Origin of the sequence: Brachybacterium sp. AOP24-D1-21 (assembly GCF_052378665.1) — a bacterium.
Taxonomy (GTDB): domain Bacteria; phylum Actinomycetota; class Actinomycetes; order Actinomycetales; family Dermabacteraceae; genus Brachybacterium.
In genome coordinates this window covers 1,498,715-1,525,431 of record NZ_JBQSXX010000001.1, presented here as the reverse complement: position 1 = coordinate 1,525,431, position 26,717 = coordinate 1,498,715, and the positions used below count along the sequence as shown (strand labels likewise).

Here is a 26,717-nt window from a genome sequence, read left to right as displayed (position 1 = left end):
TCGACCCCGCCGCCTCCGCTGAGGAGCACGAACCAGCCTGCCCAGGCGTAGGAACTGTGCGCCATGGCGATCGATGGTGCGCACTTCCTACGCCTCGGTTCACCAGAGCCAGTGCCTCAGTGGCTCACCAGAGCCAGCCTCAATGGTTCACCAGCGACCCAGCCTCAGTGCCGCCCGGCGTCGGAGCGCAGGGCGAAGGTGCCCTGGGCGCGGCGGCGGCCCAGCACGGGGTGGTCGGGGACCACGGCATCGAGGAAACGGTAGCCGGTGCGGGTGTAGGCGGCGCGCAGGTCTCCGTCGTCGGCCGCGGTGGTGAGGGAGCGCCACCAGTCCAGGATGTCTCCCCAGCCGGGGGCGGCGAGGGAGCCGCCGAACTGCTGGACCGCGAGCGCCGAGCACAGGGAGCCGAACTTCAGCCGCTCCTCGAGCGGCCAGCCGGCCAGGGTGCCCAGCACCAGCGACGCGGCGAACACATCCCCTGCGCCGGTGGTGTCGATCGCCGTGACCGGGACGGCCGGGCAGTACGCCTCCTCCCCGGTGGCCGAGTCGATCGCGTAGGAGCCGTGGGCGCCGTCGGTCACCACCGCGAGCGGCACCTTCTCGGCGAGCGCGCGCACTGCCTTGTCGGGGCTGTCGGTGCGGGTGTAGGCCATCGCCTCGAGCGCATTGGGGGTGAAGGCGTGGCAGTGGGCGAGCGGAGCGAGGTCGGCCACGTCCCAGCGGCCAGTCTCGTCGAAGCCGATGTCAGCAAAGATCAGGGACCCACGCTGGGCGAGCTGCGCCCACCAGGAGGTCTCCCCCGCGAGGTCCACCACGGCGGCGCGGGCATCCGGCGCGCCGGCGATCAGGGTCGAGAGCGGCTCGGGCAGCTCGTGGCCGTGGGTGGCCATGGCGCGGTCCCCGTCGGCCGCGATCGAGACGGTCAGCGCGGAGTGGAAGTCGGTGAAGCGGCGGGAGGCGGAGAGGTCGATGCCCTCCTCGCTCTCCATCGTGTGCCACATCCAGTCGGCGTAGGCGTCGTCCCCGAAGCCCGCGACCAGCCCGGTGCGCAGGCCCAGGCGGGCGGCGGCGGTGGCGAGGTTCGCGATCCCGCCGGGGCTCGAGCCCATGCCCTTGCTCCACAGCTCCTCGCCGGGCTGGGGAAGGCGATCCATGCCGGTGAAGACGATGTCGAAGAAGACGGTGCCCGAGAGCAGCACGTCCAGCGGCGGGTCCTCGGGGGTGCGCTGGGCGGCCAGCGGGTCCCAGTCGTCGCGCTCGGCGGCCTCGGGCGGGGCGGGAGTGGACGCACCGGCAGGGTGCTCGTGATCGGCCGGGCGGCCGGGGGTGGGGCCGGAGCCGGGGGTGGGGCCGGGGGTGGCGGGATCGGCGGTCAGAGCGGAGTGGGAGAGCAGAGCGGGATCGGCGGGGAAGGTGGGATCGTCGGTCGTCACTGAGCAGCTCCTTCGAGCATTCCGCGGATGAAGTGGCGTTGCAGGAACAGGAACAGGATCACGGTGGGCAGAGCGACGATCACCGCGCCCGCCGCGAGCAGCGCGGTCTCGGCCGTGTACTGGCCCTGGAAGTTCGCCAGGCCCAGCGGGGCCGTGCGCAGCCGGCCACCGGGGGCCATGATCAGGGCGATCAGGAATTCGTTCCAGGTCCACATGAACACCAGCACCAGCATGGTGAGGATCCCGGGCCGCGCGGCGGGGGCCATGATCCGGGTCAGGGCGCGCAGGGGGCCGGCGCCGTCGAGCGCCGCGGCCTCCAGCAGGCTCACCGGCATCGCCCGGAACTGGGCCCGCATCCAGAAGGTGCCGAAGGCGACGGACTGGGCGACCTGCGGCATCGCGATCGCGATATAGGTGTCGGTCAGGCCCAGGCTGCGCAGGTCGAAGAACAGCGGGATGATCGTCGCCTCGGCGGGGATCATCAGCCCCAGCAGGAACAGGTAGAACAGCGCTGTCGAGCCACGGAAGCGCATCGTGCCGAAGGCGTAACCGGCCAGCACCGACAGCACCAGTGACAGGGTCACCACGATCGCGGCGACCACCACCGAGTTCCCAAGCGAGCGACCGAACCCGCCCACGGTCCAGGCCCTCGCGAAGTTGGTCAGGTGCAGCCCGCCGCTCTCCCCCAGCGGGGCGGAGACGGAGGTGGCGAGGATCGTGAGCACCGGGATCAGGGCGAACAGGGCGAACCCGATCAGGATCACGTAATTCATCGACGTCTCGGCGCGGGAGACCCTCATGACTCACGCTCCCCGATGCGGGTGACGCCCACGTTGATCGCGAAGATCAGCAGCGTGAGCACGATCGCGACCGCGGAGGCGGAGCCCACCTCACGCAGGTCGAAGGCGCGCAGGTACACCTCGTAGCTGGGCACGGTGGTGGAGTTTCCGGGCCCGCCGGAGGTGGTCATATAGACCAGATCGAAGGTCTTCAGCGCCGCGATGATCGTCAGCACCAGCGCGACAGTGATCTCCCCGCGCACCGCGGGCAGGGTGATCGCGAAGAACTCCCGCACCGGCCCTGCCCCATCCAGCCGCGCGGCCTCGAACAGCTCAGCGGGGATACGGCCCATGCCGGCCAGCAGCAGCAGCATCACCAGCCCCATCTGCACCCAGGTGCCGATGAACCCCACCGCGGGCAGCGCGGTGCCGGGATCCCCCAACCAGCCGCGGGTCAAAGCGTCCAGGCCGACGGTGCGCAGCATGTCGTTCAGCAACCCGTGCGGGGAGTAGATCTGCCGCCAGGCGACGGCCACCACCACCAGCGCGATCACCTGCGGCAGGAAGATCACGGTGCGGAAGAAGCCCATCCCCCGCACCTGCCCACGGCGCAGGATCGCCGCGAGCGCCAGGCCCACCACCACCGGGATCACCGAGTAGAAGACGATCAGCAGCAGCGCGTTGCCGATCGCGGCGCGGAAGTCCGCATCCCCGGCGAGGTCCGCGTAGTTCTGCAGGCCCACGAAGGTGGAGGGGCCGAAGCCCTTCCATTCGAACAGGGAGAACTGCGCGGCCCGACCCAGCGGGTAGAGCGCGAAGGCGCCGTAGACCAGCAGCGCCGGGAGCAGGAACAGGTACGGGGTGGACTGCGAACGGGCCACCGCGGAGGGCCTGGCCCGGCGCCTGCGCGGCGGACCGTCGGCCCGCGCGCGGTCCGGACCTGCTCGGCGCCCGCCCGTCGGCCCACCGGGTGCTGCGGCGGACGCTGCGCCGGGCGGGGTCGCGGAGCGGGCGGGGGTCATCGGGTCAGGATCCCTCGGAGAACGCGGCGTAGTCCTCCTGCAGGGCTCCGGCAGCACCGGCCGCGTCGGTCTGGCCTCCGATCAGCTCCTGCAGGGTCGCGCCGGCGGTATCCGCGAAGGAGGGGGTCGCGTAGTCGAGATAGGGCAGCAGGGTGCCCTCGGTGGAGACCGCGTCGAACGCCTCGTAGATGTCCTTGTTCACGCCAGATTCCGGGGCCAGCTCCGCGGTGCGGTTCACGGGCATGCCGCCGTTCTCGGCGATCATCGCCATCGCCTCATCGCTCGTGATGTAGTCGATGAAGGCGGCGGCCGCAGCGGCGTTCTTCGCAGCGGCGGGGATCGAGAAGGGGATGCCGGTGCCGCCGGTGGTGGCGACCTTCCCATCGACCCCGGCGGGCGGGGCCATGAAGCGCAGGTCCTCGCCCATCACGGCCTCCATGTCGGGGCCCAGCCAGGAGCCGCCGATCAGCAGCACGCCGGTGCCCTCGGTGAACAGCGGCCAGGCATCGTCGTAGGCGAGCCCGTTCGGGGAGTCGCCGAGCGCGCCGCTGGCGCCCCATTCGGCGAGCTGGGTGAGGGCGGCGAGGTTGTCGTCGGTGGTCCAGTCCGCGCCGGAGTTGCCCATGCCGAGGGTCACGATGGTCTCGGCGGGCACGAAGTTCGCCTGCAGCGGGCCGAAGAGGTGCAGTGACGGCCACTGATCGAGGTTGCCCAGCATGATCGGCTGCTCATCGGCCGCCGCCGCCGCCTCGACCAGGGAGAAGACCTCATCCCAGCTGGTCGGGGCCTGCAGGCCCAGCGCGTCGAGCTTCTTCTGGGAGTAGTAGATCCCGCAGACCTCGCCGGTCTGGGCGAGCCCGTAGAGGGAGCCCTCGCCGAAGGTGACACCGTCGGCCGAGTACTTCATCTTGTCCAGCACGCTGGGGGTGAAGCGGTCTTCCCAGCCGTAGGCCTCCGCGTAGCCGGTCAGGTCCGTGAGCAGGCCGTCCGCCACGAAGGTGCCCATGTCGCCGCGGGCGTTGTTGACCTGCAGAACGTCCGGCACGTCGTTGCCGGACAGCGCCAGACCCGTCTGCTGCTGGAGGTCGTCGAAGGACTGGGACTGCCGCTTGACGGTGACGTTCGGGTACTGCTCCTCGAAGCTTCCGATCAGCGCCTCGATCGCGTCGTTCTGCGCACCGCGCACCTCCTGGTCCCACACCACCAGGGTGATGTCCCCGAGGGCGGCGATGTCCGTCTCGACCTCGTCAGCCTTCGGGGCGGGCGCCGCACCCTCACCCTCCGGGGAGTCCGAGCCGGGAGCGCAGGCGGCCAGCAGGCCGAGGCCGCTCAGTGATGCTCCTGCAGAAAGGAAGTGTCGACGTCGCATGGTCTCCTCCAGAGATGCTCGCGCGGCCCGACACCCGTGCGGGCTGCGATCGAACCAGCGATTTCGCCGGTCACGACCTCCATGATCGCACCACGGCGGTGCTAGCGTGCGATGACATGAAGCTCGCCATCCTGGGCGGCGGAGGATTCCGCGTCCCCCTCGTGTACGAGGCGGTCGCCACCGCCGCCACCGGCCTGACCGTCGACGAGGTCGCGCTGTACGACGTGGACTCCGCACGCCTGCGGACCATCACCGCCGTAATCGAGGGCGTGGGCGCGCAGCTGACCGCCGACGGGCGCGCGACGACCCTGCCCCGCCTCACCGCCACCACCGACCTGCGCGAGGCCGTGACCGGCGCGGACTTCGTGTTCAGCGCGATCCGGGTGGGCGGCGCGGAGGCCCGCACCGTCGACGAGCGGGTCGCCCTGGGGCTCGGCCTGCTGGGCCAGGAGACCATCGGCCCCGGCGGCCTCGCCTACGCCCTGCGCACGATCCCCGTCGCCCTCGAGGCAGCCCGCGTGATCGCCGACGTCGCACCGGGCGCCTGGGTCATCAACTTCACCAACCCTGCGGGGATCGTCACCGAGGCGATGCGCACTGTGCTCGGGGACAAGGTGGTGGGCATCTGCGATACCCCCATCGGTCTGGTGCGCCGCGTGGGCCGCCTGCTCGGTGTGGACCTGGTGGCCGGCGAGCGCGGCGCGGACGGGCGCGGGGCCGACGGCACCGTGGCGAGCTTCGAGTATGTGGGCCTGAACCACCTGGGCTGGCTGCGCTCGGTGACCATCGACGGCGAGGACCGCCTGCCCGGCCTGCTCGCCGACGACGCCGCCCTCGAGGAGATCGAGGAGGCGCGCCTGATCGGCAAGGACTGGGTGCGGGCCGACGGCGCTCTGCCCAACGAGTACCTCTTCTACTACCTGCACACCGCCGCCGCGATCGACCGCATCACCGGCGCCGCGACCACCCGCGGGGAGTTCCTCGCGAAGCAGCAGGGCGACTTCTACCTCGCCGCGGCCGAGAGCTCCGAGCCGGCCTCCTGCTGCACCTCGCCCCTGGACCTCTGGCGCGAGACCCTCCGTGAGCGCGAAGCGACGTATATGGCGGAGTCCCGGGACGAGGAGCGCCGCGAGGAGGACATCGCCGGCGGTGGCTACCAGGAGGTGGCGCTGCGGCTGATGACCGCGCTCGCCACCGGACGCAGCGAGCGGATGATCCTGGACGTCGGCAATGCCCCCACCGGCAGCGAAGCTCCCCCGGAGCAGCGGATCGTTCCGGAGCTGCCGGCCGATGCCGTGCTCGAGGTGCTGTGCGTGGTCGACGGCGAGGGCGTGCACCCGCAGCCCGTCGCCCCGGTGGGGCTGGGACGGCTCGGCATGATGAGCACCCTGCGCGCCGCCGAGCGGAAGATCCTCGAGGCCGCGATGACCGGCTCCCGCGAGGCGGCCTGGCAGGGCTTCTCGATGCATCCCCTGGTCAGCTCACCGGAGCTGGGCCGGAGGCTGCTCGAGGGCTACGTGGCCGGGCACCCGGAGATCGCGGCGCTGCTCGGAGAGAGCTGAGCGCAGCTGCTGCGCGCGGGTGCCCCGGTGCCCGGATGCCCTGGCGCCCCTGAGCCCTGGTGACCCGGGCACAGGGGCTCAGGGACTCCGGGACTCAGGAGCGCTCATTGGCTCAGGGGCTCAGTGGCTCAAAAGGGCTCAGAGGCTCAGAACCCCGGGTTCGCGGGGTCCGCGCCGATCCGGCCGTCGGCCCGATCCAGGGCGTTGATCCGCTCGATCTCCTCGGCCGTCAGCTCGATCCCCGCTGCGGCGAGGTTCGAGATGATGCGCTCAGGGGTCACGGTCTTGGGGATCACCACGTTGCCGATGGCGAGGTGCCAGGCGATGATCACCTGGCCAGCGTCGACGTGGTGAGCGGCGGCGATCTCGGTGATCACCGGGTTCTGCAGGATGTCGCCGCCCTGGCCCAGCGGGGACCAGGCTTCGGTGAGGATCCCCTTCTCGGCATGGTGGGCGCGCAGCTCGGCCTGCTGGAACTCGGGATGCAGCTCGATCTGATGCATCACGGGCACCACGCCGGTCTCGGCGATGATCTCCTCGAGCTGCTCGATCGGGAAGTTGGAGACGCCGATGGACTTCGCCTTCCCCTCCTTCTGCAGCTCGATCAGCGCCTTCCAGGACTCCACGTACTTCCCGCGCTGCGGGCTCGCCCAGTGGATGAGGTAGAGATCCACGTAGTCCATCTCGAGCGCATCGAGGGAGGTCTGCAGCGCCTGCTTCGCGGAGTCGAAGCCCTGATCGCCGTTGGCGAGCTTGGTGGTGATGAACAGCTCCTCGCGCGGCACACCCGAGGCCTTCACGGCACGGCCCACACCGCCCTCGTTCCGGTACCCGGCGGCGGTGTCGATGTGGCGGTATCCCGCCTCGATCGCCTGACGGACCACGTCCGCCGCGACCTCGTCCTCGACCTGCCAGACGCCATAGCCGAGCTGGGGGACGGATGAGCCGTCATGGAAGGGCAGAGCGGGAATCGTGGTCATGCGAAGCCTCCTGGGGATGCGGTTGCCGGATGATCCTATAGCTTCGCTTCCCGGCGCCGCGGCGTCTTCGCTTGCTGCCGCCTCAGCCTCGCTTCCGGCGCCGCGGCGCTTTCCCGTGCCGTCGCTGCCGTGCTTTCCCGCGCGGTCCCGCGCGGTCCGGAGCGGCCGGCAGCGCACCCGCTACCGTGGCCTCCGTGCCCCTCACCCTGGCGTTGACCCTGATCAGCCTGGTGCTCCTCTGCGCGATGATCCAGCGCGTGGCCGGGATGGGGCTGGGCATCGTGTTCGCCCCGTACGCCGTGGTGCTGATCGGTGCGCACGAGGGCATCATGCTGGCGAACTTCCTGGGCGGGCTCATGCCGATCGTGATGCTGCCGCGGATCTGGTCCCAGATCAAGTGGCGCAAGGTGCTCTGGCTGGGACTGCCCGCGATCGCGGTGATGCCGGGCGCGGCGTGGCTCTCCTCGATCTCCCCGCCCGCTCCGCTGTACCTGGTGGTGGCGCTGCTGGTGCTGCTGAGCCTGGTGATCTCGGTGCTGCTGGCCCGCGTGGACACCACGGTGGACGGACACACCGCCCAGGTCGTCACCGGGGTGGGGATCGGGCTGGGCACCGTGCTCGGCGGCGTCGGCGGACCGGCCGCGACCGTCTACGCGGTGCTGTCACGGTGGCCTGCCCTGCCCATGGTGGCGACGCTGCAGCCGCTGTGGATCCTCGTCTCCTCGGTATCGTTCGGGACGAAGTGGGCCTGGGACGACGGCCAGCTGCCCGACCTGCCCGGATGGGTGTGGATCGCGATGCTCGCCGCCGTGGTGGTCGCCGTGGGACTCGGCGAGCTGGTCCAGAAGCAGCTGCGCGAGAGCGGCATCCAGCAGCTGGTGGTGGTGCTCGGCTTCGTCGGCGCGCTGCTGTCGCTGTGGACCGGGCTGCGACTGCTGCTGGGGTGAGCTCCCGCACCTGAGCTCCCGCACCGGCGGCGCCTGAGTGGCAGCTGCCCCGAGGCGAGCCCTCCCTCGCCCCCTCGCACCGAGGCGTAGCAAACATGCACCACCCCAGGGTTTCAGGACCGTTTCCTACGACTCGGTGAGGGCCAGGGGCAGCAGCTCGCCACACCGGCCACCCCGGCTCCCAGGGAACTCCGGGCTCGGGCCCGGCGCGCACGGAGGTGGGGCCCTCACCCTCGTACGGTGCCCGGGCCACCGGGTGCGACCCCCACCGGAAGGACCGACGTGAGCACTTTCCGCCGCCTCCTCGGCACTGCACAGAAGGCCCTGGACTCCCGGAGCACAAGCTCCACCGGCTCGGGGCAGGGCTCCGACTGGCGCTCGCTCGTGCGCAGCGCCGCCGACTCGCTGACCGGCGACAGCTCCTCGTCCGCCGAGGCGCACGGCCACGGCCGCTCCGCCACCCGGCAGGACACGGCCACCCCGCGCCGGCCCGCCCCCGCCCGTGGCGCGGCACCCTCCGGTAGTCCCGCCCGCACGGAAGCTTCCTCCCCCGGCGCTGACCTCTCGGCGGAGGACCGTCGCGCGATCGCGCGCTACGACTACCTGGTGCGCACCGCGGAGCCTGACCAGCTCGAACAGGTCCACCGCGAGGCCTTCGAGAAGCTCACCCCGCACCAGCGCGCGCAGCTGACCGCGACCCTGCGCTCGGAGCTGCCGGAGGGTGAGCGGCCCCGCACCGATGCCCCGCAGGACATGGCCCGCTCCGCGACCCGGCTCGCGATGCTCGATCCACGGCGGTTGACCCGCCTGCTGGGCAGCTCCGGCGGCGGAGGACGCCGAGGTGCCGGCGCTGCAGCAATGGGCGCGGGGGCCGTCGGAGCCGGCGCGCTCGGAGCTGGTGCGCTCGGCGTCGGGGGCCTGCTGGCCGTGGTCGCCGGCGGCGCCGTCGTCACTTCCGTCGGCGGCTCGCTGCTGCAGGACGCGGTCGGCGCAGGCATCGACGTCGACTCCCTGGCCCCCGATCTCGCGGGCGATCTCAGCGGGATGTTCGAGGGTGTCGAAGGATTCTCAGGCATCGAGGACCTGCAGGGCATCACGGACTTCCAGGGCTTCGAGGGGATGCAGGGCGTCGACGGCATGGCCGACGGTGTCGGCGGGGCGGTGTCGGGCGCCGGCGAGCAGGTTTCCGGTATCGGAGACCGGATCTCGGACCTCGGGCTCGGCGACCTCTTCGGTCGCTGAGCCTGGTGTCGCGGGTTCCCCACGGCCCGTGTGCGCCAGAGCGGGCCGGGCTGACTACGCGCCCGGCGAATCCTCGGGCGTTGTCCAGTGGCTCGCGATAACCTTTCGGCACGCCCAGGACGAGGCGCTCGCACAGGACCGGGAGCGATCACAGGATCGGTTCCCCGATCGTGCAGCGACGCCTCGTCCCCGCCTCGGGGAGGACAGCCGGAACCAGTGAGCGAAGAACGCGATCCGTCGGCCGACCGGCCGAGCAGTGGGACGAGCAGTGGGAACAACGGTGGGAACAGCCGCTTCCCTGATCCTTTCGCGCCCACTTCCGGCGACCCGGACTGGAACCTCGCCGCCGACGAGTCGCTCTCTTTCGCCCCCGGGGACCAGGACCTGCCCTGGAAGGCCACGGCGGAGCGTCGTGACCTGTGGGGTCCGCTCGAGAAGCCGCTCGAGGGGAAGGTCCACTCCCCCGCCTCGAAGGCCGTCGGCGGGCCGCGCCGCTCCCCGCTGGTGCGATTCGGCGCGCCGCTGCTGCTGGGCGGTCTGGCCGCGATCGCGACGGTGGTGCTGGGGCTCGGCACTGCGGTGGCCGGTCCGCTGCTGGTGCTCGCCGCGGCCGCCGGGATCGGCGTGGTCACCCTCGGCGGCAGCGCCCTGGCGTTGAACGCGCCGCGCCGCAGCGAGGACGAGCGCCCGGTGCTGGACGCCTCGGTCACCGGCAGCACGCGCACCGTTCTCGAGCAGATCCTCCAGGCTGACGCCGAAACCCGTGAGCGCAGCGCCCGGCTGCGACCGCGCGCCACCGTCCCCGGCGCGACCCGGGTGCTGGATGACGTCGACTCCCTGGTCACCCGGATCGATGCGCTGGTCGGCTCCGAGCAGCTGCAGTCGCTGCGCCCGTCGGCCGCGGAGGTGACCATGCTCGAGGGGATCGCCTGCCGCTATGTGCCGGAGCTGGTCGGGGCGGCGGAGGACACCCTCGGCTTCCTGCAGTCCTTCGCAGGGTCCGCCCGACAGGAGGCGCTCGATAACCTCGAGAGCATCGACCAGCAGCTCGGCGTGCTGGCCGAGGGGGTCGAGCAGATCGAGAGCGACATCGTCGGCGGGGTCTCCCGTTCCCTCGAGGTGCACTCCGAGTTCCTGCGCACCCGCTTCGCCGACCAGCACCTGAATCCGATCATCGATGTCTGACCCACCCGTCAGGCCTTCCCCACCCGCTCTGACCCACTCAGGCCGCCCCGCCCCGGCCCGGCCCTACCCGGCCTCAGAACTTCCCGTCCCCGCACCGACTTCCACCCACCGCACCGCCCAGGAGGCACCGATGGACAAGCTGCAGCCGCCCACCCCCGCCGAAGAGATCACGCCCGCCGCGCCGATCGAGCAGATCAGCGATGACGACGCCGTCTCGGTGCTGCCCGATCTTCCCCAGGAGAAGGCGCAGGAGCTCGAACAGCGGGCCGACGACTGGGTGGAGCAGGTCGCGGGGATGAACCCGCACTCGCAGGAGTTCACCGCACAGGTCAACGCGCTCGGCGCGGTGGCTCGTCGGACCTTCGAGCGCACCAGCCAGACCTCCTCCCGCTTCATGCAGCAGTCGCTGCGGGAGTCGAAGGAGAAGGGCAATGCGCAGGAGTCGGTCGCGAAGTCGCTCTCCGAGCTGCGCACCACGATGGAGGACCTGGCCCCGAAGGACGAGACCTTCGCGGAGAAGGCCCTGAGCTTTCTGCCCGGCCGCAACGTCGCCAAGCGCTACTTCCGCAACTTCGAGTCGAACCAGGACCAGCTGGACCAGGTGCTCGGCGCCCTCTCTCGCGGCCAGGAGATGCTGCAGAAGGACAATGCCGAGCTGTCCGTGGAGCGCCGCGCGCTCTGGGAGGACCTCGCTGCGCTGCAGAAGGCCGCCTACCTGCTGAGCCTGCTGGATGACCGGGCGGTGCGCCGGGCCGAGCAGACCCGCACCGAGGGCAAGGCCGCCGAAGCCGCCGCCCTCGAGAAGGACGTGCTGTTCGCCGTGCGCCAGCGCCGCCAGGACGTGGCCACCCAGATCGCCGTCACCGTGCAGGCCTACCTGTCGATGGGCCTGATCGAGGACAACAACACCAAGCTCCAGCAGGGTGTGGAGCGGGCGCGCACCACCACCGTCACGGCGCTGCGCACCGCGGTGATCACAGCCCAGGCGCTCGAGAACCAGAAGATCGTGCTGGACCAGATCGACGCGGTCAACCGCACCACCGACAACCTCATCTCCCGCACCTCGCAGATGCTCGCGGACAACTCCGTGAAGATCCAGGAGCAGGCCGCGACCTCCGGCGTCTCCCCCGAGACTCTGCAGAAGGCCTTCGACAACCTGTTCACCACCATGGATGGGATCGACGCCTTCCGCACCAAGGCCAACGAGAACTTCCTGGCCACGGTGAACAGCCTCGAGCAGCAGGTGCAGCGCTCCCAGCCGTACCTGGAGCGGATGCAGAAGGAGCAGCCCGAGCACGCCGAGATCGAGAGCGCTTCGGCGATGGACCTGCTGGAGATCGAAGACCGGAACTGAGCCGGACGCCCACACGGCCTCCAGACAGGAGAGACAACTATGCTGGCATGCGTGAAGAAGGCTTCCGGTGAGCTCGTCGTCGAGCAGCGCCCGCAGCCGGAGCCCGCCGAGGACGAAGTCGCCATCGACATCGCCTACGGCGGCATCTGCGGATCGGACCTGCACTACTTCCACGATGGGGCGGCCGGTGAGTTCACGATCACCGAACCGCTGGTGCTCGGACACGAAGTCGTCGGCCGGATCGCCGCGCTGGGTACGGGGGTGAGCGGGCTGGAGATCGGGCAGCCCGTCGCGGTGCATCCGGCAGAGGTCTGCGGCGAATGCCCTGTGTGTCTGGAGGGTCAGCCGCACCTCTGCCGTGCCAGCCGATACCTCGGCTCGGCCGCGCACACCCCGCACATCCAGGGCGGCTTCACCGAGCAGCTCGTGGTGGCCGCCGAACGGGCCTTTCCGCTGCCGCCCGGCATGACGCTGCGCCGTGCCGCGTTGGCCGAGCCGTTCAGCGTCGCGTACCACGCTGTTCGCCGCGCGGGCGACCTCGCCGGCACGACGCTGCTGGTCACAGGGGCCGGTCCGATCGGCAGCCTTGCCGTCGCCGCGGCCAAGCACGCCGGCGCCGGCACGGTCATCGCCTCCGACCTCACCGACCACGCCCTGGGCCTGGCCGAGCAGATGGGCGCGGACATCCTGGTCCGCGCCGACCGGTCCGAGCCGCACGAACTGGCCGGGCAGATCGACGTCGCCATCGAAGCCTCCGGAACCGCCGCGGGGCTGAACAGCTGCATCCGCGCCGTCCGTCCCGGCGGGCGGATCGTCCAGGTCGGCATCCTTCCCCCGGGCACCACCGCGATCCTCGGGAACGCACTGGTGAACAAGGAGATCCAGCTCCATGGCTCGTGGCGGTTCCACACCGAGTTCGCCGAAGCCATCGCGCTCCTGGCGAGCGACATCGATCCTGAACCCCTGATCTCCCACGAGTTCGACCTCGTCGACGCGGAGCTCGCCTTCCGCACGGCCAGTGATCGGAGCACCGCGAGCAAGGTCCTGCTGCGGATGAACCCGGAGGTCGCCGACTCATCGGACCTCTGAGCTAGGCTCGGCCGATCACTGCACATCCTCATCCCGGAGGTTCTTGATGTCGGCTCCGTCCATCCCACCTGCCCCGGAGCACCTGAGCTCCGCTGCCCGGGCACAGCGCTGATGGCCTCCACCGTCACCGACCGTGCGATCAGCGCGATCAAACAGATGGTGGTCGACGGGACGCTGAAGCCTGGCGACCGCCTGCCCACCGAGGCCGAGCTGTCCGAGACGATCGGTGTCTCCCGCAACTCGCTGCGCGAGGCGGTCAAGGCGCTGTCCGTGATCCGGGTGCTCGACGTGCGCCAGGGCGACGGCACCTATGTGACCGCACTCGAGCCCGAGCAGCTGCTGGAATCCCTCGCCTTCGTGCTCGACCTCCACCAGGATTCCAGCTACGTCGAGATCCTGGAGATCCGACGTCTGCTCGAACCGGCTGCGGTCGAGCAGGCCTGCCCGCACCTGACCGACGAGGACTTCGTGCAGCTCGAGCAGACGATGGAGGATCTCGACGACAGCTCGAGCATCCAGGAGCTGGTCGCAGCGGATATCACCTTCCACCAGCTGATCAACCAGCGCTGCCCCAACGACTACCTCAGCTCGCTGCTGGACAGCCTGGCCGGTTCCACCGCCCGCGCCCGGGTGTGGCGCGGACTGACCGACGACTCGTCCGTGGAGCGCACCCTCGCCGAGCACCGACGGATCCTGGACGCACTCCGGGCCCGGAGGCCCGACCTCGCCCGCACCTATGCGGCGGCGCATGTGGCCGGGGTCGAGTCCTGGCTGCTCGCGCAGGGGGAACCGCCGACGGAGTGAGCTCTACGAGACGTCCGGCCAGTCCGACGTCAGGTACGCCTCGACGGCGCGGTGGCGGAACGTGTAGGGCTTGCCCCGGCGGCCGTCGGCGCCTCATCGAGCCGCCGGTAGACCCGCTCCGCAGTCTCGTGCGCGACGGCACGGACGTCGGCCTCTGACCAGCTGCGCACGTGCTCGAGCACGCGCGCGAAGCCGCTGCCGAGGTCCAGTGGCCGGGACGCGATCGGCCAGTCCGAGCCGACCATCAGCCGCTCGGCACCGAACAGCTCCAGCGCGAGATCTACCGCGGCCGCGAAGTCACCGTTCCCGCTGGTCGCGAGTCCGGAGACCTTCGCGACGACGTTAGGGCAGGCGGCGATCGCCTCGAGCTGTGCCTGCCAGCGCTCCATCGCCGGGGTGTCCCCGAGCGGGGGCTTGCCCAGGTGGTCGAGCACCACGGTGAGCCCGGGGTGACGCCGAGCGACGCGGACCACCTGCTCCATGTGACGCTCGAAGGCGTCGGGCACATCGAGGGGGAGGCCGGCCGTGGCCAGCAGCTCGAGGGATCGGGTGACCTCGGGAAGATCCAGGAATCCCGGATCGGGCTCGTCGTGCACGAGGTGCCGGATGCCGACGAGATGGTCGGTGCGGCTCGGATCGGCGAGCGCGTCCCGCACCGTCGCGGGATCCTGCAGCGGCAGCCAGCCCACAACGTCCGCACGGGCGATGCCCTGCCCGGTCTGTGCCGCGTGCGCCTCGATCGCGCGGGCGGTCCGTTGGAGGTGGGCGGTGTCCTCGACGGTGTCGTCGGCCTGGACAAGGACGACCCGGGTGACGCCGAGGTCCCGCAGCCCGGGGCGCACCTGGTCGATCTCGACCGTGCGGCGCAGCTCGAGGGCGGCGCCGGCGAGCCAGGCGTAGGGGCTCTCGGCAAGGTCCCACAGGTGCAGGTGGGTGTCGGTGACCGGCTCAACGGGTGCCATCGACGGGCCCTCCGGCAGCGGTACCGGGCTGCGCGGCAGTGCGTGCGACTGTCCCGGCGGCCGCATCGGGATCGGTCCGTTCCACGTCCGCCCAGGCCGCGGTCGGGATCTCGGTGCTCATCCGCTGGGCGTTCGAGCGCACCTGGGCGGCGGTGCGCATCCCCAGCACCACCGAGCGCACGGCAGGGTGGCGCAGCGGGTACTGCACGGCGAGGTCCGGGAGGGTGACGCTGTACTGCTCGGCGATCCTCGCGAGCTGACGGGCGCGGGCGAGCATCGCGGCAGGAGCCTGGGCGTACTCATAGGTGGCGTTCTCGGGGACCTGATGCTGGGCGAGCAGGCCGGAGTTGAACACGGAGACCGCCACGATCCCCACGTCGTGCTGCACGCACGCGGCGAGCAGCTCCTCGGCGCCGGCCTGCTCGAGTAGGGTGTACCGGCCCGAGAGCATCACCAGGTCAATCAGCCCCGTGCGGACGGCGCGGAGCAGCACCGCCACGTCCTTGGAGCCGACGCCGACGGCGCGGACCAGCCCCTCCTCGCGCATCCTCGCCAGCGCCGGCAGGCCCTCGGTGAAGGCCTGCTCCGTCGGCCCCTCCTCCGGGTCGTGCGCGAAGAGGATGTCCACCCGGTGCAGGCCGAGCCGCTGAAGGGATTCCGCGTGGGAGCGCCGCACCCCGACCTCGGAGAAGTCCCACTGCCGCACGTAGTCATCGGGCACGGCAAAGGCGCTGTCCATGTCGTCGCCGGTGCCGGGCCCCGGCAGTAGCAGGCGACCCACCTTGGTGGAGACCAGGTACTCCTCGCGCGGGTAGCCGGCCAGTCGCTGCCCGAGGCGTCGTTCGCTGGTGCCGATCCCGTAGTGGGGTGCGGTGTCGAAGTACCGGATCCCGGCCTCCCAGGCGGCGGCGACCGCGCCGTCGGCCTCCTCGTCGGAGGTGGTCCGGTAGAGGTTGCCGAGCTGGGCGGCGCCGAATCCGAGGCGAGGCAGCTCTAGCTGCGGGGCGGCGCTCATGCGCTCTCCGCCCCGGGCGCTTCCTGGGGCAGGGACCAGACGGGACGGATCCCGGAGCCCTCGCCGCCGTAGTCGTCGGCCACCTCGAGGAACTGGTTGATGTGCTCCTGCCAGCGGAGGTTCACCGGATCCTCGGCGAGCTGCCGGCGCATGGCGCGGTAGTCCTCGACCTCGACCAGGTGGAAGATGTCGCGGCCGTCGCGCCAGATCCGCCAGGCGTGCACTCCCGCCGCGCGCAGGGCGGCATCGAGCTCGTCGGAGATGCGGGCGTGCTCGCGGTCGTAGTCCGCCTCACGCCCTTCGGCGATGCGGGTGTGCAGGGCGATCTGTTCCATGGGAGTGGGGCCTCTCAGTACGCAGTGGTCAGGGCAGGGGCGGTCTGCTCCCCCGCCCAGACGGGACCGTCCGGGAAGACGTGCTCGGCGATGGACTCCGCGTGCATGCGGGCCCCATTGCCGGGCTGCTCCGGCGGCATGTACGAGCCGTTCTCGATCTGCACCGGCACCTCGAAGTGCTCGTGGAGGTGGTCCACGAACTCGATGCGTCGGCGGTCATCGTCCCCCGCGATCGCGACCGCGTCCAGGAAGGCCAGGTGCTGGACCATCTCGCACAGCCCCACTCCCCCGGCATGGGGGCACACGGGAACCCCGAACTTGGCGGCGAGCAGCAGGATCGCGACGTTCTCGTTGACACCGGCAACGCGGGTGGCGTCGGCCTGCAGCACGTCGATGGCACGTGCCTGCAGCAGCTGCTTGAACAGCACCCGGCTGGCGCCCTGTTCACCGGTCGCGATCCGCACGGGGTGGACGGCCTCGCGGATCGCGGCGTGGGCGAGGATGTCATCAGGATTGGTGGGTTCCTCGATCCAGTACGGGTCGTGAGGGGCAAGGGCCTGGATGGCCTCGATCGCCTCGGCGGTGTCCCAGCGCTGGTTCGCGTCCACCGCGATCGGGTAGTCCGGGCCCATCACTTCGCGGGCAATGCGCATCCGGCGCTCGTCGTCCGCGGCGTCGGCGCCCACCTTGAGCTTGACCATCTCGAAGCCTGCCTCACGGGCCTCGCCCAGCAGGCGGGTGAGCTTCTCGTCGCTGTAGCCGAGCCAGCCGGGGGTGGTGGTGTAGGCGGGAACGCCGCGTTCGCGCAGCGCGGCGATCCGCTGCTCCTTGCCCTCGGCGCCGCGGCGCAGGATCTCCAGCGCCTCCTCGCGGGTGAGCGCATCCTCGAGGTACCGCAGGTCCACCAGGTCCAGCAGCTCCTCAGGGCTGAGCGAGGCGAGGGTGAGCCACAGGGGCCGGCCCTCGCGGCGGGCGCGCAGGTCCCACAGAGCATTGACCACGGCGCCGATCGCCATCGTCATCACTCCCTTCTCGGGACCCAGCCAGCGCAGCTGCGAGTCATGGGTGAGCTCGCGGTAGATCCCGCCGAGATCGGCGAGGACCTCCTCGACGTCCCGGCCCACCAGGTGCGGGGCCAGCACGGAGATCGCGGCGCTCTGCACGTCGTTGCCGCGGCCGATGGTGAACACCAGCGCGGTGCCCTCATCGGGCGCGTCGGTGCGCAGGGTGAGGTAGGCGGCGGAGTAGTCCGGGTCCGGGTTCATCGCGTCCGAGCCGTCGAGGCTGCGGCTGGTGGGGAAGCGGACGTCCCGGACATCGAGCGCGGTGAAAGTGCTCATCGGGTCGCTCCCTGCGGGGTGGCGCTGGCCGGGGTGGTGCTGGCCGGGGTGGTGCGGGCGGGGACGAAGCGGGTGCGCTGCGCGCCGAGCCCGTCGATGCCCACCTCGGCCACATCTCCGGCCTGCAGGTACGGGAAGCGTCCGGAGAGGGCGACGCCCTGCGGGGTGCCGGTGTTGATGAGGTCCCCGGGCGAGAGCACCATGTACTGCGAGAGGTGCTGGATGATCTGGGCGACGGAGAAGATCATGTCCGCGGTGGTGGAGTCCTGGCGGGGCTCGCCGTTCACGGCGGACCACAGCCGCAGCGCCTGGGGGTCGACCTCGTCCGCCGGGACCAGGCCAGGACCCAGCGGATTGAAGCCGCGGGAGTTCTTGCCCTTGGACCACTGGCCCCCGGACTCGGCCAGCTGGAAGTCCCGCTCGGAGATGTCGTGGCTGGTCACGTACCCGGCGATGACGTCGAGGGCGGCCTGCTCATCGGGCAGGTAGGCGGCCTCCGTGCCGATCACGACGCCGAGCTCGACCTCCCAGTCGACCTTCTGGGCGCCCGGCGGGATCTCGACGTCGTCGTGGGGGCCGACGACGGTGTTGGGGTGCTTGTGGAACAGGATCGGCACCGTGGGCGGCTCCGCGCCGGACTCGGCGGCGTGCTCGGCGTAGTTCTGGCCGATGCACAGCACTGCCATGGGACGCGCGATCGGGGCGCCGATGCGCTCCTGCTCGGCGCCCTCCCAGACCGGCAGCTCCTCGGCTGCGAGCGCCTCGCGCACCCGGGAGATCCCTCCTCCGGCGAGGAAGTCCCCGTCGATCTCGGCGGTCAGCGGCTCGAGGCGATAGGTCACCCCCTCGGAGACGACAGCCGGCTTCTCCTGACCCACCGGGCCGAGACGTCGCAGTTCCACGGACACTCCATTCCTCATCGGGCGCGGTTTCCTTCGCCGTCGACGAGCGCCCGGACCTCATCGATCCAGCTATCATCCTATGTCTTGGTGGGCAGAAACAAGCCTGGCCGGCAATCATCCCTGAATCCGCCGGATTCGGCCGGGGTCTGGACGCGCAACGGGTGCGCAGAGTTAGGATGACTGGGCAGATTCGACCGTCCACTCCCGAGGAGCTTCCCGTGTCCCAGACCCCCGCCGCACCATCGACCACCCCGGACCCGCACGGTGAGTTCTCCGGCCTGCGCGCCCTGGTCACCGGCGGCGGCTCCGGGATCGGCGCCGCCACCGCGACCGCCCTGCTGGGCCGTGGCGCCCAGGTGGCCGTGCTGGACCTGCATCCGGAGGGCGGCCCCGAGGGCGTTCTCGCGCTGCGCTGTGACGTGGCAGACACCGCCAGCGTCGATGCGGCGGTGGCCGAGGCCGCCACGCAGCTCGGCGGCGTGGACATCGTGATCAACAACGCCGGGATCGGCGCGCAGGGTGATGTCACCGGCAACGACGACGCCGAATGGGCACGGGTCCTCGACGTCAACGTCACCTCGGTGGCCCGGGTGATCCGCGCCGCTCTGCCGCACCTGCGCCGCTCCGAGCACGCCGCGATCGTGAACACCGCCTCGATCGCCTCCGCGGTGGGCCTGCCGCAGCGGGTGCTCTACTCGGCCACCAAGGGCGCCGTGCAGTCGATGACCCTGGCCATGGCCGCGGATCTGGTGGGCGAGGGGATCCGGGTCAACGCCGTGCTCCCCGGCACCGCGGACACCCCCTGGATCGGCCGACTGCTGGAGAAGGCCGACGACCCCGCCGCCGAGCGGGCGGCGCTCGAGGCCCGGCAGCCGCACGGGCGGCTGGTCTCCCCCGAGGAGGTCGCCGAGGCCCACTGCTACCTCGCCTCGCCGCGCAACGGCTCCACCGTGGGCGTGCTGCTGTCGATCGACGGCGGCGTCACCGGGGTGCGCACCCGGTCCTGAGGGGTCTCGGAGGGTGGGCACGGCCGACGTTCGTCGGGGGCAGGGCTCCGGTACCGGTGGGCACGGGTCAGCAGACCGCGACGGCCGCGCTGAGGGTGTCGACGACGTCGGCCAGAGCCTGCGCTCCGCCCACGTTGCCGGGGAAGACGACGTAGGGCATGCCGAGGACCTCCTCGGGAGCTTCCTCGGCGGCGAAAAGGGAGACCTGGCCGGCCCAGAACTGGCCCTCGACGCGGGCTCGGCGGATTCCCAGGCCGCTGGCGGCGACCTCATGGGAGGTGATCCCGCCCTTGGCGACGACCCAGGCGGGGCGGGCAGTACGGACCCTTCGGACGATCTCGACCACAGCGTCGGAGACGCTGCGGGCGATCGCGAGGGACTCCGCGGGATCGTCGGTGCGCACCAGGTCACGGCTGGTGAAGAGCACGCAGTCACTGACCTGGAGGCCCTCGCGAACTGCGTCCCCGAGGTCGGCGAGATGCTGCGCGCGGCGTTCGTCCAGGACCGAGGGCACGTCGATCTCGAACTCGGTGAGGGTGCCGCGCTCCTGCACGCCGCGCAGCTGCGTGGTGGTCAGGCCCACGTGCGAGCCGACCACCACCAACCCGTGCTCCAGGCGTCCCGCCGGGATGGCGATGGCCTCCGCGTCCAGCACGCGGGCACTGCACTGGCCGGTCAACGGCCGCACGAAGGAGGGTGCGCAGCGGGTGACGAAGGTGCGCCCCTCCGCCTCGAGCTGCGCCATCGCCGCCGAGACGACGTCCAGGTCCGAGTACTCGGTGGCATTGACCACCACCCAGGTCCGTTCACGGGCGCCGGAGAGGATCTCCCGCACCCGCTCCCGACCGCCGGAGCGGATGTCCGCGAGGGAGATGCTGAGGACATCCGCGGCAGCGAGCGTTCCGCCCGAGCGCTCGGCGAGGAACTCGCGCAGGTCGGAGTGGGAGTAGCCGAAGGTGGCGTCGCGGGCGAAGTCCGTCTCGGCGACCTCGACCGCCTGCCCGTCGACCGTGGCGTAGTGGATGTCGCCCTCGGTGAAGCGGCCGGCCTCGATCATCGCCGGGCACAGCACGAAGGCATCGACCTCGACCCCGTGGGCGGCGAGCTCGTCTGCGATGGCGACCGGCTCGGCGATCACGTGACCGCGCAGGGTGGAGTCCGACCGCGAGACCACGTGCAGTCCGCCGGCGGGGATTCCGCCGGCGAGCACTCCGGCGACGATGCGGCGATTCATCTCCGTCGCCGCCTTCTCGTCCAACGCCCGGGTGTTGGTCAGCACGAAGCAGGCGGAGCCGGGCTCAGCGAGCACCGCGACCGGGATCGCCGGGTCCTGGTCGAAGGCGACGCCGATGCCGGCCACGCACTGCGATCCGGTGGGGTCGTCGTCCAGGATGAGCAGTCGACGTGCGGAGGGCTCACGCATGGTCGGAGGACCTCAGCTCTCGCGCCGGATGGGCGTGGGGGGCAGGACCGAGCTCGGCGAGGAGCTGGGACATCTTCGCGTAGGCCTTGTTGCGATAGCTGACCAGTTCGGCAGCAGCCTCCGCGTCGTAATCCCCGAGCAGGCCCTTGCCGTTCTTGACACCCTCGCGATCCTCGGCGATGGCGTCCGCGAGGATCTGCGGGATCGCCATACGGCTACCGAAGGCGGTTTCAAGGGTGGCGAATCCACTCGCGTAGACACCCAGGCCGGCCTGGTCGGCGATCGCGAAGGGGCCGAAGAAGCCCAGACGGAAACCGAAGGTGGTGCGGACGATGGTGTCGACGTCCTCGGCGGTGGCGATGCCCTCCTCGACGACGGCGGTGGCCTCCTTCAGCAGGGCGTACTGGAGACGGTTCAGGACCATGCCGGGGGTGTCCGCGACCTGGGCGCCCTGGTTCCCCGATTTCTCCAGCAGCTCCTTCACGGCGGCGACGGCCTCGGGGGTGGTGTCCCGCCCGGCGACGAGCTCGACGCCCGGGATGAACGGCGCCGGGTTGGAGAAGTGGACGGTGAGGAACCGCTCGGGGTTCTTCACTGCGCTCTCGAGCTCCCTGACCGGGATGGTCGACGTGTTGGTGCCGATGATCGCGTCGGGGCGGGCGTGCTCGGAGATCTTCCCGAGCACCTCGCGCTTGACGTCGAGCCGTTCGAACACGGCCTCCTCGATGAAGTCGACGTCCGCGACGGCGTCCTCGAGGGTCTTGCCAGCGGTGATGTTCTTCGCCACGAGATCCGCGGAGCCGGGTCCGTAGAGGCCCTGCTCCTCGAAGTCCCGCGCCTCCTTCTGGAGCCGCTCGAGGGAGGCGTTCGCATTCTCGACGCTGACATCGGCGATGGTCACCTCGAAGCCGGCGCTGGCGAGGACTTGGGCAATGCCGCCCCCCATGTAGCCGGCGCCGACGATCGTCACGGTGGAGATGGTCAAGAGGGAACTCCTTCGTTCGGGGAACGTCGATCCCGCGAGATCCGACGCCTGGTGCCGCACTACGAGAAGGCGGCCTTCCGCAGCGTAAGCAATGCTCTCTAGCATACAGATCCTATTGGATTAGCGCCAGGTGTATTGGGTCAATCTCAGGCCCGACCTCCCAAAACTGCATCCGGAGGTGAGAAGTGGTCCGGTGCGTTCGAAAAATCCACGGTGAGCCACCCTTGACGTGAGGACCGAGACCGTAGATCCTATAGGACCAGACAGGGCGGTCGTGTGTGTAGATGCACAGGCATGCCCGGTCTCCGCCATCGGCGTCGGTACCTGATCCCGGCCCGGGCCCGCTCTCCCGAACGGGCTCACGCGATTCCCCGTGATGGCCCCCTTCTCGTGACGAGGCGAAGAGGACCACCCCATGACCGAAGCATCCAGCAGCGACCTGAAAAAGCTGCGCTCTCCCCTATACGGCGCCATGGACCGGATCCCCGGCGGCACCATGGTGATCCCCCTCATCGCGGGTGCCATCGTGGGCACCACCGCTCCAGACTTCCTTGAGCTCGGCAGCTTCACGACCGCGCTCTTCGCGACGCCTATGCCGCTGATGGCCCTGGTCATCTTCGCCACAGGCATGCAGATCACTCCCCGCAGCATTGGTCCCGTAGCCGGCACCACCGGGGCGATCCTGCTGGGCAAGACTCTGGTCCCAGGATCGATCGTCGTCGCCCTGGGCTTCCTGGTGGGACTCGACGGGTTCCTCGGGATCTCGATCCTTGCGCTGCTCGCGACCTTCGACAACTCGAACGGCGGCATCTGGCTCGCCTTCACCGGGAAGTACGGCACCAAGAACGACCGCGGCGCCTATGTCGCCTCAGCGGTCAATGATGGCCCGTTCTTCACCATGATCTTCATCGGTACCGCCGGGCTCGGCTCGATCCCTCTGGATGCGTTCGCCGCGGCGATCATCCCGCTCATCCTGGGGATCATCGTGGGCAACATCGATCACCGATGGACGGAGATCATGCGCCCGGTTCCGAACATCGTGATCCCCTTCTTCGCCTTCGGCCTGGGCACCGGAATCGACATCAGCGCGGTCCTCACCGGTGGACTGACCGGCATCGTCCTGGGTCTGCTCGTCACTCCGATCACCGGTGGCACCACCTATCTCGCTTACCGGTTCCTGCTGCGCAGGGGCAAACGTTCCGGGCTCGCCTTCGTCGCCGGAACCACCGCCGGCAACTCGATCGTCACTCCGGCGATCATCGCCGCCGCAGATCCACGCTTCGAAAAGTATGTGGATGTGGCCACCGTCCAGGTCGCCACGGCAGTGCTGATCTCCGCGATCACCGCGCCGATGATCGCGGCCTGGGTGATGAAGCGCAACGGCACCCTGAGCAACCCGGACGAGGACGAACCCGACCTCCGCGGGAACCCTCTCCCGCACGCCGCGCGACCGCAGCCCGCCGACGAGGACTTCGTCGGCCCCAGCGGAGAGCAGGTCGAACCCGATCGGAGCCATGAAGAGGACCAGTCCGCGCGTCACTCCGAGGATCCCGACGTCTGACTCGCCACGTGTCCCACGCATTACTCCCGGACCCCCGTGGTGCTCGCGCGCTGCGGGGGTCGGCGCGGTGAGATTCCGGGCTCAATGGTGTCGATGTCACTGACGGTGTGGAGCGGCGCAGAAGGTGCGCGCCACGTGAACCTATGGCAGCGTCGTCAAAGCAGATTGCGGGCCCGCAGCCCCATAGGATCGGGGCGCGGGCCCGCAGCGCAGCCGGAGACTCAGCCGACGCGCAGGCCACCGTTGAGGTTGTAGGTGGCCCCAGTGGTGAATCCACCGTGGGGGCCGACGAGGAAGGCGACCAGCTCGCCGAGCTCCTCGACGGTGCCGAGACGGCCCACGGGAGTCCGAGCGACGAATTGGTCGCGTCGCTCACCCTCGAGCCGCCCACCCATGATGTCGGTGTCGATGTTGGCCGGGGCGATCGCTGCGGTGGTGACGCCGGTGCCGGCGACTTCCTTGGCGAGACCGCGGATCAGGCCCTCGACACCGGCCTTGGAGGCCGCGTAGGCGGAGGTGGAGAAGTTCCCCCCGCCATCCTGCGCGGCAGTGGAGGTCATTGCCACGATGCGGCCCAGTTCCTGGGCGAGCATGCCCGGGAGCACCCGCTGGGCGAGGTGGAAGGTGCCCAGGGTGTTGATGGTGAGGGTTCGCAGAAATTCCGTGCTGGTCATCGTAAGGAATGGGGTCGGATTCGCGATGCCCGCGCAGCTGACCAGGGCGCCGATAGGGGCGAGCAAGCCGTCGGCCTCGACCCTCGCGATCGCGCGGTCCACGCTCGCCTCCTGGGCGATATCGACCTGTGCGGTGAGGACGGCCGGAGCACCTGCTTCGCGCGCCTGTGCAGCGGCGCTCTCAAGCCGATCGGCATCAAGGTCCAGCAAGGCGAGCGGACGGCCCTGCCGGGCGAGCCGCAGCGCGACCCCCCGGCCTATGCCTCGCTCGGAGGCGGCGCCGGTGACGACAGCGGTGAGCTGGGTGATCCGGGCCTCGTCGGCAGCGGAGCGTTCGGTCATCGACGCACCCCCTCGGCGTCATCGGTCGGGCACTCTGTCGGCGAGTTCACAACGTTGCGCGGGGCCTTCCCGGTCGCGACGGCGATCACCTCACCGAGTGCCTCGGAGCCAGTGGCATCCGCGAAGTCGTCTGTCCAGCAGAGAGCGTGTGGGGAGAGGACCACGTTTTCCAGGCCCAGCAGCGGGCTGTCCACCGGTAGCGGCTCGACCTCGAACACGTCCAGCCCGGCTCCTGCGATGGAGCCCTTCTGCAATGCGGCGACCAGGGCTGGTTCGTCCACCACGGCGCCGCGCGCGATGTTGATGAGGAATGCTGTGTCCTTCATCAGCTCAAGCTCACGGGCTCCGATCAGATGGCGGGTGTCAGCGTTCGCGGCGACGGTGACGATCAGGTACTCACTGCGAGCGATCACGTCGTCCAGCTCGAGCTGCGAGATACCCACCTCAGTGCAGAACTCGGGGCGCGGGGAACGATTCCACGCGATGACCTCCAAGTCCAGCGCGCGCAGCTGGCGCACGGTCTCCCGGCCTATTCCCCCCAGCCCGATCACCCCGACAGTCGCTCTGGCGAGTCCGGGTCCTCGGTACTCGGCTTTGCGACCCCAATCCGTATTCCGGACAAGACGGTCCATGGGCAGCAGGTTGTGCGCGAGGGCGAAAAGGAAGGTGAGGGCCGTGTGGGCCATCGGCACCCGCAGCCCGGTGGGGGCATTGGTGACCGCGATCCCTCGTTCGTCACAGGCGGCGAGGTCCACGGAGTCGAAGCCCGCGCCGAAGCGGGCCACGTGCTTGAGGGTGGTCACCCCTTCCAATTGCTCACGGCCGAAGGGCGCGGAACTCAGCAGCAGGACGGCGTCGAAGCCTTCGAGCTCCTTCCCGCGCAGCGTGCCACCCTCTGCCCCGACCAACGACCACTCCACGCCGTACTCGGCGAGGGATCCAAGACCGATGTCGCCGTAGATCGTAGAGCCGTCGGCGTGTGCGGCGTCCGCGGTCACGGCGAGTCTCCAGGAACGCGACGGGGTACTCATCGGCTGGCCCCGGCAGCCGTCGCGGCATTGAAATCGGAGGGGGTGGCGCTGTCGGGCTCGGGCTCCCGGTGCATGCCAGCCCCGTGCCAGGCCTCGGGGTACTCCACGAAGCTGCGTCCCAGCGCCGGGACACTGGTGGCGCCCAGCTGGCCCATGGCGAGCGCGAGCTCCCCATCGAGGATGTCGAGCACGCGAAGCACACCTTTCTCGCCCGCGGCGGCGTTGCCATAACCCCAGGCCCGGCCGACGGAGACCAGGTCCGCGCCCACGGAGAGCGCCTTGGCGATGTCATCGCCCGTGCGGACGCCTGAGTCGAAAACCACGGTCATGCGGTCCCCCACCGCGTCGACGATCGCGGGCAGGGCGCGGATCGAGCTCGGCGTGGAGTCGAGCTGGCGACCACCGTGGTTGGAGACGTAGATGCCGTCAGCCCCGATGCTCAGCGCGCGCAGCGCATCCTCCGGCGTGAGGATGCCCTTGATATACACCGGGCCGTCCCACTGCTTGCGCACCTCGGCAACCTTGTCCCAGGTCAGGGTGAGATTCGAGAGATGCTTGTTGACGAACTCCTGATGAGAGACGGCGTTGTTGCCTTGGATCTCGTCCTTGAGGTTGCGGAAGCCGATCACCGGGGGACGCATGATCGAGCGGGTCCATCCGAAGTGCCGGATCGCGCCCACCGCGTTCTGCGGCGTGATCTTCGGCGGGATCGACATGCCGTTGCGGTGATCGCGGTAGCGCTTGCCGTTCAGCGGCACGTCCACCGTGATCACGAGCGCTTCGGCGCCTATGGCCTTGGCGCGAGAGATCAGTCGGGAGACGATCTCGTCGCTCTTGTACATATACAGCTGGAACCAGAGCGGTCCGGTCGCCTGGTCCGCGAGCTCCTCCATCGCCCAATTCGAGGCGGTGGAGATGGTGAAGGGGATGTTCGCCTTCCCGGCCGCGCGTACCGCGCCCATCTCCCCTTCGCCGCCGATCATGCGCTGCAGCCCCAGCGGGCCCAGCACGTACGGGCGCTGCAGGGACATGTCATCGACCGTGGTGGAGGTGTCGATGTGGGAGATGTCGGTCAGCCAGCGCGGTCGAAACCTCACCTCACGCAGGTCGCGGGTGTTCGCGTCGAGGGTGATCTCATGGTTGGAGGCTCCGTCGATGATGTCGAAGGCCATCGTGGGCAAGCGCCGTTTCGCAAGCAGGCGGATGTCCTCGATGGACGGTGCGGACTCCAGCGGATCCAGTCGGAATCCTCCGGCCGCGAGCATCTTCGCGAATTCAACGGCGCCGGAGATTGTTGAGTCGGCCATGAGATCTCTCCTTCGAGTGGGGTCTGGCGGTGCGACGGGGGGTGGGGCACGCGATGAGCAGCACCCC

At 70.2% G+C, this 26,717-nt stretch carries 24 protein-coding genes; 9 read left to right on the top strand and 15 right to left on the bottom strand.

The window, feature by feature from the left end:
* Positions 1-164: 164 nt before the first annotated feature.
* The 4 genes from ACT3UF_RS06845 to ACT3UF_RS06830 are packed head-to-tail and all read right to left on the bottom strand — an operon-like array spanning position 165 to position 4,603.
* Positions 165-1,433 carry a PfkB family carbohydrate kinase gene (locus tag ACT3UF_RS06845; RefSeq protein WP_444608201.1) on the bottom strand — a complete coding sequence of 423 codons (1,269 nt, stop codon included), beginning with the start codon at positions 1,431-1,433 and terminating at the stop codon, positions 165-167.
* Positions 1,430-2,233: a carbohydrate ABC transporter permease gene (locus ACT3UF_RS06840; RefSeq protein ID WP_444608200.1), complete on the bottom strand. Its 804-nt coding sequence runs from the start codon at positions 2,231-2,233 to the stop codon at positions 1,430-1,432. The genes ACT3UF_RS06845 and ACT3UF_RS06840 overlap by 4 nt, the downstream gene beginning before the upstream one ends.
* On the bottom strand, positions 2,230-3,234 hold the full coding sequence (locus tag ACT3UF_RS06835; RefSeq protein ID WP_444608199.1) for a carbohydrate ABC transporter permease: 1,005 nt from the start codon (positions 3,232-3,234) through the stop codon (positions 2,230-2,232). The genes ACT3UF_RS06840 and ACT3UF_RS06835 overlap by 4 nt, the downstream gene beginning before the upstream one ends.
* 4 nt (positions 3,235-3,238) lie before the next feature.
* A complete protein-coding gene (locus tag ACT3UF_RS06830; protein ID WP_444608198.1) occupies positions 3,239-4,603 on the bottom strand; it encodes an ABC transporter substrate-binding protein in 1,365 nt (454 codons plus the stop codon).
* 116 nt (positions 4,604-4,719) lie between these two features.
* Here ACT3UF_RS06830 and ACT3UF_RS06825 point away from each other — a divergent pair, with 116 nt between their 5' ends.
* Positions 4,720-6,165 carry a family 4 glycosyl hydrolase gene (locus ACT3UF_RS06825; protein WP_444608197.1) on the top strand — a complete coding sequence of 482 codons (1,446 nt, stop codon included), beginning with the start codon at positions 4,720-4,722 and terminating at the stop codon, positions 6,163-6,165.
* A 146-nt stretch (positions 6,166-6,311) separates the two neighbouring features.
* Here ACT3UF_RS06825 and ACT3UF_RS06820 read toward each other — a convergent pair whose 3' ends face one another.
* Positions 6,312-7,145: an aldo/keto reductase gene (locus ACT3UF_RS06820; protein WP_444608196.1), complete on the bottom strand. Its 834-nt coding sequence runs from the start codon at positions 7,143-7,145 to the stop codon at positions 6,312-6,314.
* Positions 7,146-7,339: 194 nt separating this feature from the next.
* On the opposite strand from ACT3UF_RS06820, the gene ACT3UF_RS06815 reads away from it, so the two are divergent.
* The 6 genes from ACT3UF_RS06815 (at position 7,340) to ACT3UF_RS06790 (ending at position 13,766) form a co-directional block, all read left to right on the top strand.
* Positions 7,340-8,092, top strand: coding sequence for a TSUP family transporter (locus tag ACT3UF_RS06815; protein ID WP_444608195.1), 753 nt, complete (start codon positions 7,340-7,342; stop codon positions 8,090-8,092).
* 282 nt (positions 8,093-8,374) lie between these two features.
* Positions 8,375-9,334, top strand: a complete 960-nt coding sequence (locus ACT3UF_RS06810) for a cation-transporting ATPase (RefSeq protein ID WP_444608194.1) — start codon at positions 8,375-8,377, stop codon at positions 9,332-9,334.
* 216 nt (positions 9,335-9,550) lie between these two features.
* Positions 9,551-10,519 carry a hypothetical protein gene (locus tag ACT3UF_RS06805; protein ID WP_444608193.1) on the top strand — a complete coding sequence of 323 codons (969 nt, stop codon included), beginning with the start codon at positions 9,551-9,553 and terminating at the stop codon, positions 10,517-10,519.
* Between the two features lie 130 nt (positions 10,520-10,649).
* Positions 10,650-11,873 carry a toxic anion resistance protein gene (locus ACT3UF_RS06800; RefSeq protein WP_444608192.1) on the top strand — a complete coding sequence of 408 codons (1,224 nt, stop codon included), beginning with the start codon at positions 10,650-10,652 and terminating at the stop codon, positions 11,871-11,873.
* Between the two features lie 51 nt (positions 11,874-11,924).
* On the top strand, positions 11,925-12,962 hold the full coding sequence (locus ACT3UF_RS06795; RefSeq protein WP_444608191.1) for an L-idonate 5-dehydrogenase: 1,038 nt from the start codon (positions 11,925-11,927) through the stop codon (positions 12,960-12,962).
* 111 nt (positions 12,963-13,073) lie between these two features.
* Complete coding sequence (locus ACT3UF_RS06790) at positions 13,074-13,766, top strand: FadR/GntR family transcriptional regulator (protein WP_444608190.1); 693 nt, start codon at positions 13,074-13,076, stop codon at positions 13,764-13,766.
* Between the two features lie 29 nt (positions 13,767-13,795).
* Here ACT3UF_RS06790 and ACT3UF_RS06785 read toward each other — a convergent pair whose 3' ends face one another.
* The 5 genes from ACT3UF_RS06785 to ACT3UF_RS06765 are packed head-to-tail and all read right to left on the bottom strand — an operon-like array spanning position 13,796 to position 18,320.
* The gene (locus tag ACT3UF_RS06785) at positions 13,796-14,728 is read right to left on the bottom strand and encodes an amidohydrolase family protein (protein ID WP_444608189.1); all 933 of its coding nucleotides are present in this window, start codon (positions 14,726-14,728) and stop codon (positions 13,796-13,798) included.
* Complete coding sequence (locus tag ACT3UF_RS06780; protein WP_444608188.1) at positions 14,715-15,743, bottom strand: aldo/keto reductase; 1,029 nt, start codon at positions 15,741-15,743, stop codon at positions 14,715-14,717. Before ACT3UF_RS06780 ends, ACT3UF_RS06785 begins: the two co-directional genes overlap by 14 nt.
* Positions 15,740-16,078 carry an L-rhamnose mutarotase gene (locus ACT3UF_RS06775; RefSeq protein ID WP_444608187.1) on the bottom strand — a complete coding sequence of 113 codons (339 nt, stop codon included), beginning with the start codon at positions 16,076-16,078 and terminating at the stop codon, positions 15,740-15,742. Before ACT3UF_RS06775 ends, ACT3UF_RS06780 begins: the two co-directional genes overlap by 4 nt.
* Before the next feature lie 14 nt (positions 16,079-16,092).
* Positions 16,093-17,418, bottom strand: a complete 1,326-nt coding sequence (locus ACT3UF_RS06770; RefSeq protein WP_444598894.1) for an enolase C-terminal domain-like protein — start codon at positions 17,416-17,418, stop codon at positions 16,093-16,095.
* Complete coding sequence (locus tag ACT3UF_RS06765) at positions 17,415-18,320, bottom strand: fumarylacetoacetate hydrolase family protein (RefSeq protein WP_444598893.1); 906 nt, start codon at positions 18,318-18,320, stop codon at positions 17,415-17,417. Before ACT3UF_RS06765 ends, ACT3UF_RS06770 begins: the two co-directional genes overlap by 4 nt.
* Before the next feature lie 218 nt (positions 18,321-18,538).
* Here ACT3UF_RS06765 and ACT3UF_RS06760 point away from each other — a divergent pair, with 218 nt between their 5' ends.
* Entirely contained in the window at positions 18,539-19,327 is a 789-nt protein-coding gene (locus ACT3UF_RS06760) for an SDR family NAD(P)-dependent oxidoreductase (RefSeq protein WP_444598892.1), read from the top strand.
* A gap of 67 nt (positions 19,328-19,394) precedes the next feature.
* On the opposite strand, the gene ACT3UF_RS06755 is transcribed toward ACT3UF_RS06760, so the two are convergent.
* Together ACT3UF_RS06755 and ACT3UF_RS06750 are read right to left on the bottom strand one after the other, a co-directional pair.
* A complete protein-coding gene (locus ACT3UF_RS06755) occupies positions 19,395-20,750 on the bottom strand; it encodes a four-carbon acid sugar kinase family protein (RefSeq protein ID WP_444598891.1) in 1,356 nt (451 codons plus the stop codon).
* A complete protein-coding gene (locus ACT3UF_RS06750; protein ID WP_444598890.1) occupies positions 20,743-21,735 on the bottom strand; it encodes a 3-hydroxyacyl-CoA dehydrogenase family protein in 993 nt (330 codons plus the stop codon). The genes ACT3UF_RS06755 and ACT3UF_RS06750 overlap by 8 nt, the downstream gene beginning before the upstream one ends.
* Positions 21,736-22,150: 415 nt before the next feature.
* Here ACT3UF_RS06750 and ACT3UF_RS06745 point away from each other — a divergent pair, with 415 nt between their 5' ends.
* Positions 22,151-23,296: a 2-keto-3-deoxygluconate permease gene (locus ACT3UF_RS06745; RefSeq protein ID WP_444598889.1), complete on the top strand. Its 1,146-nt coding sequence runs from the start codon at positions 22,151-22,153 to the stop codon at positions 23,294-23,296.
* A 221-nt stretch (positions 23,297-23,517) separates the two neighbouring features.
* Here ACT3UF_RS06745 and ACT3UF_RS06740 read toward each other — a convergent pair whose 3' ends face one another.
* The 3 genes from ACT3UF_RS06740 to ACT3UF_RS06730 are packed head-to-tail and all read right to left on the bottom strand — an operon-like array spanning position 23,518 to position 26,650.
* Positions 23,518-24,312 carry an SDR family NAD(P)-dependent oxidoreductase gene (locus ACT3UF_RS06740; protein WP_444598888.1) on the bottom strand — a complete coding sequence of 265 codons (795 nt, stop codon included), beginning with the start codon at positions 24,310-24,312 and terminating at the stop codon, positions 23,518-23,520.
* Complete coding sequence (locus ACT3UF_RS06735) at positions 24,309-25,310, bottom strand: NAD(P)-dependent oxidoreductase (protein WP_444598887.1); 1,002 nt, start codon at positions 25,308-25,310, stop codon at positions 24,309-24,311. Before ACT3UF_RS06735 ends, ACT3UF_RS06740 begins: the two co-directional genes overlap by 4 nt.
* A 29-nt stretch (positions 25,311-25,339) precedes the next feature.
* Positions 25,340-26,650, bottom strand: a complete 1,311-nt coding sequence (locus tag ACT3UF_RS06730) for an alpha-hydroxy acid oxidase (protein WP_444598886.1) — start codon at positions 26,648-26,650, stop codon at positions 25,340-25,342.
* Positions 26,651-26,717 lie beyond the last annotated feature (67 nt).

Coding starts and splice junctions, on each gene's coding strand:
- ACT3UF_RS06745 (WP_444598889.1), top strand. CDS start 22,151: ATGACCGAAGCATCCAGCAGCGACCTGAAAAAGCTGCGCTCTCCCCTA.
- ACT3UF_RS06825 (WP_444608197.1), top strand. CDS start 4,720: ATGAAGCTCGCCATCCTGGGCGGCGGAGGATTCCGCGTCCCCCTCGTG.
- ACT3UF_RS06730 (WP_444598886.1), bottom strand. CDS start 26,650: ATGGCCGACTCAACAATCTCCGGCGCCGTTGAATTCGCGAAGATGCTC.
- ACT3UF_RS06780 (WP_444608188.1), bottom strand. CDS start 15,743: ATGAGCGCCGCCCCGCAGCTAGAGCTGCCTCGCCTCGGATTCGGCGCC.
- ACT3UF_RS06775 (WP_444608187.1), bottom strand. CDS start 16,078: ATGGAACAGATCGCCCTGCACACCCGCATCGCCGAAGGGCGTGAGGCG.
- ACT3UF_RS06755 (WP_444598891.1), bottom strand. CDS start 20,750: ATGCGTGAGCCCTCCGCACGTCGACTGCTCATCCTGGACGACGACCCC.
- ACT3UF_RS06770 (WP_444598894.1), bottom strand. CDS start 17,418: ATGAGCACTTTCACCGCGCTCGATGTCCGGGACGTCCGCTTCCCCACC.
- ACT3UF_RS06785 (WP_444608189.1), bottom strand. CDS start 14,728: ATGGCACCCGTTGAGCCGGTCACCGACACCCACCTGCACCTGTGGGAC.
- ACT3UF_RS06740 (WP_444598888.1), bottom strand. CDS start 24,312: ATGACCGAACGCTCCGCTGCCGACGAGGCCCGGATCACCCAGCTCACC.
- ACT3UF_RS06830 (WP_444608198.1), bottom strand. CDS start 4,603: ATGCGACGTCGACACTTCCTTTCTGCAGGAGCATCACTGAGCGGCCTC.
- ACT3UF_RS06790 (WP_444608190.1), top strand. CDS start 13,074: ATGGCCTCCACCGTCACCGACCGTGCGATCAGCGCGATCAAACAGATG.
- ACT3UF_RS06820 (WP_444608196.1), bottom strand. CDS start 7,145: ATGACCACGATTCCCGCTCTGCCCTTCCATGACGGCTCATCCGTCCCC.
- ACT3UF_RS06800 (WP_444608192.1), top strand. CDS start 10,650: ATGGACAAGCTGCAGCCGCCCACCCCCGCCGAAGAGATCACGCCCGCC.
- ACT3UF_RS06840 (WP_444608200.1), bottom strand. CDS start 2,233: ATGAGGGTCTCCCGCGCCGAGACGTCGATGAATTACGTGATCCTGATC.
- ACT3UF_RS06835 (WP_444608199.1), bottom strand. CDS start 3,234: ATGACCCCCGCCCGCTCCGCGACCCCGCCCGGCGCAGCGTCCGCCGCA.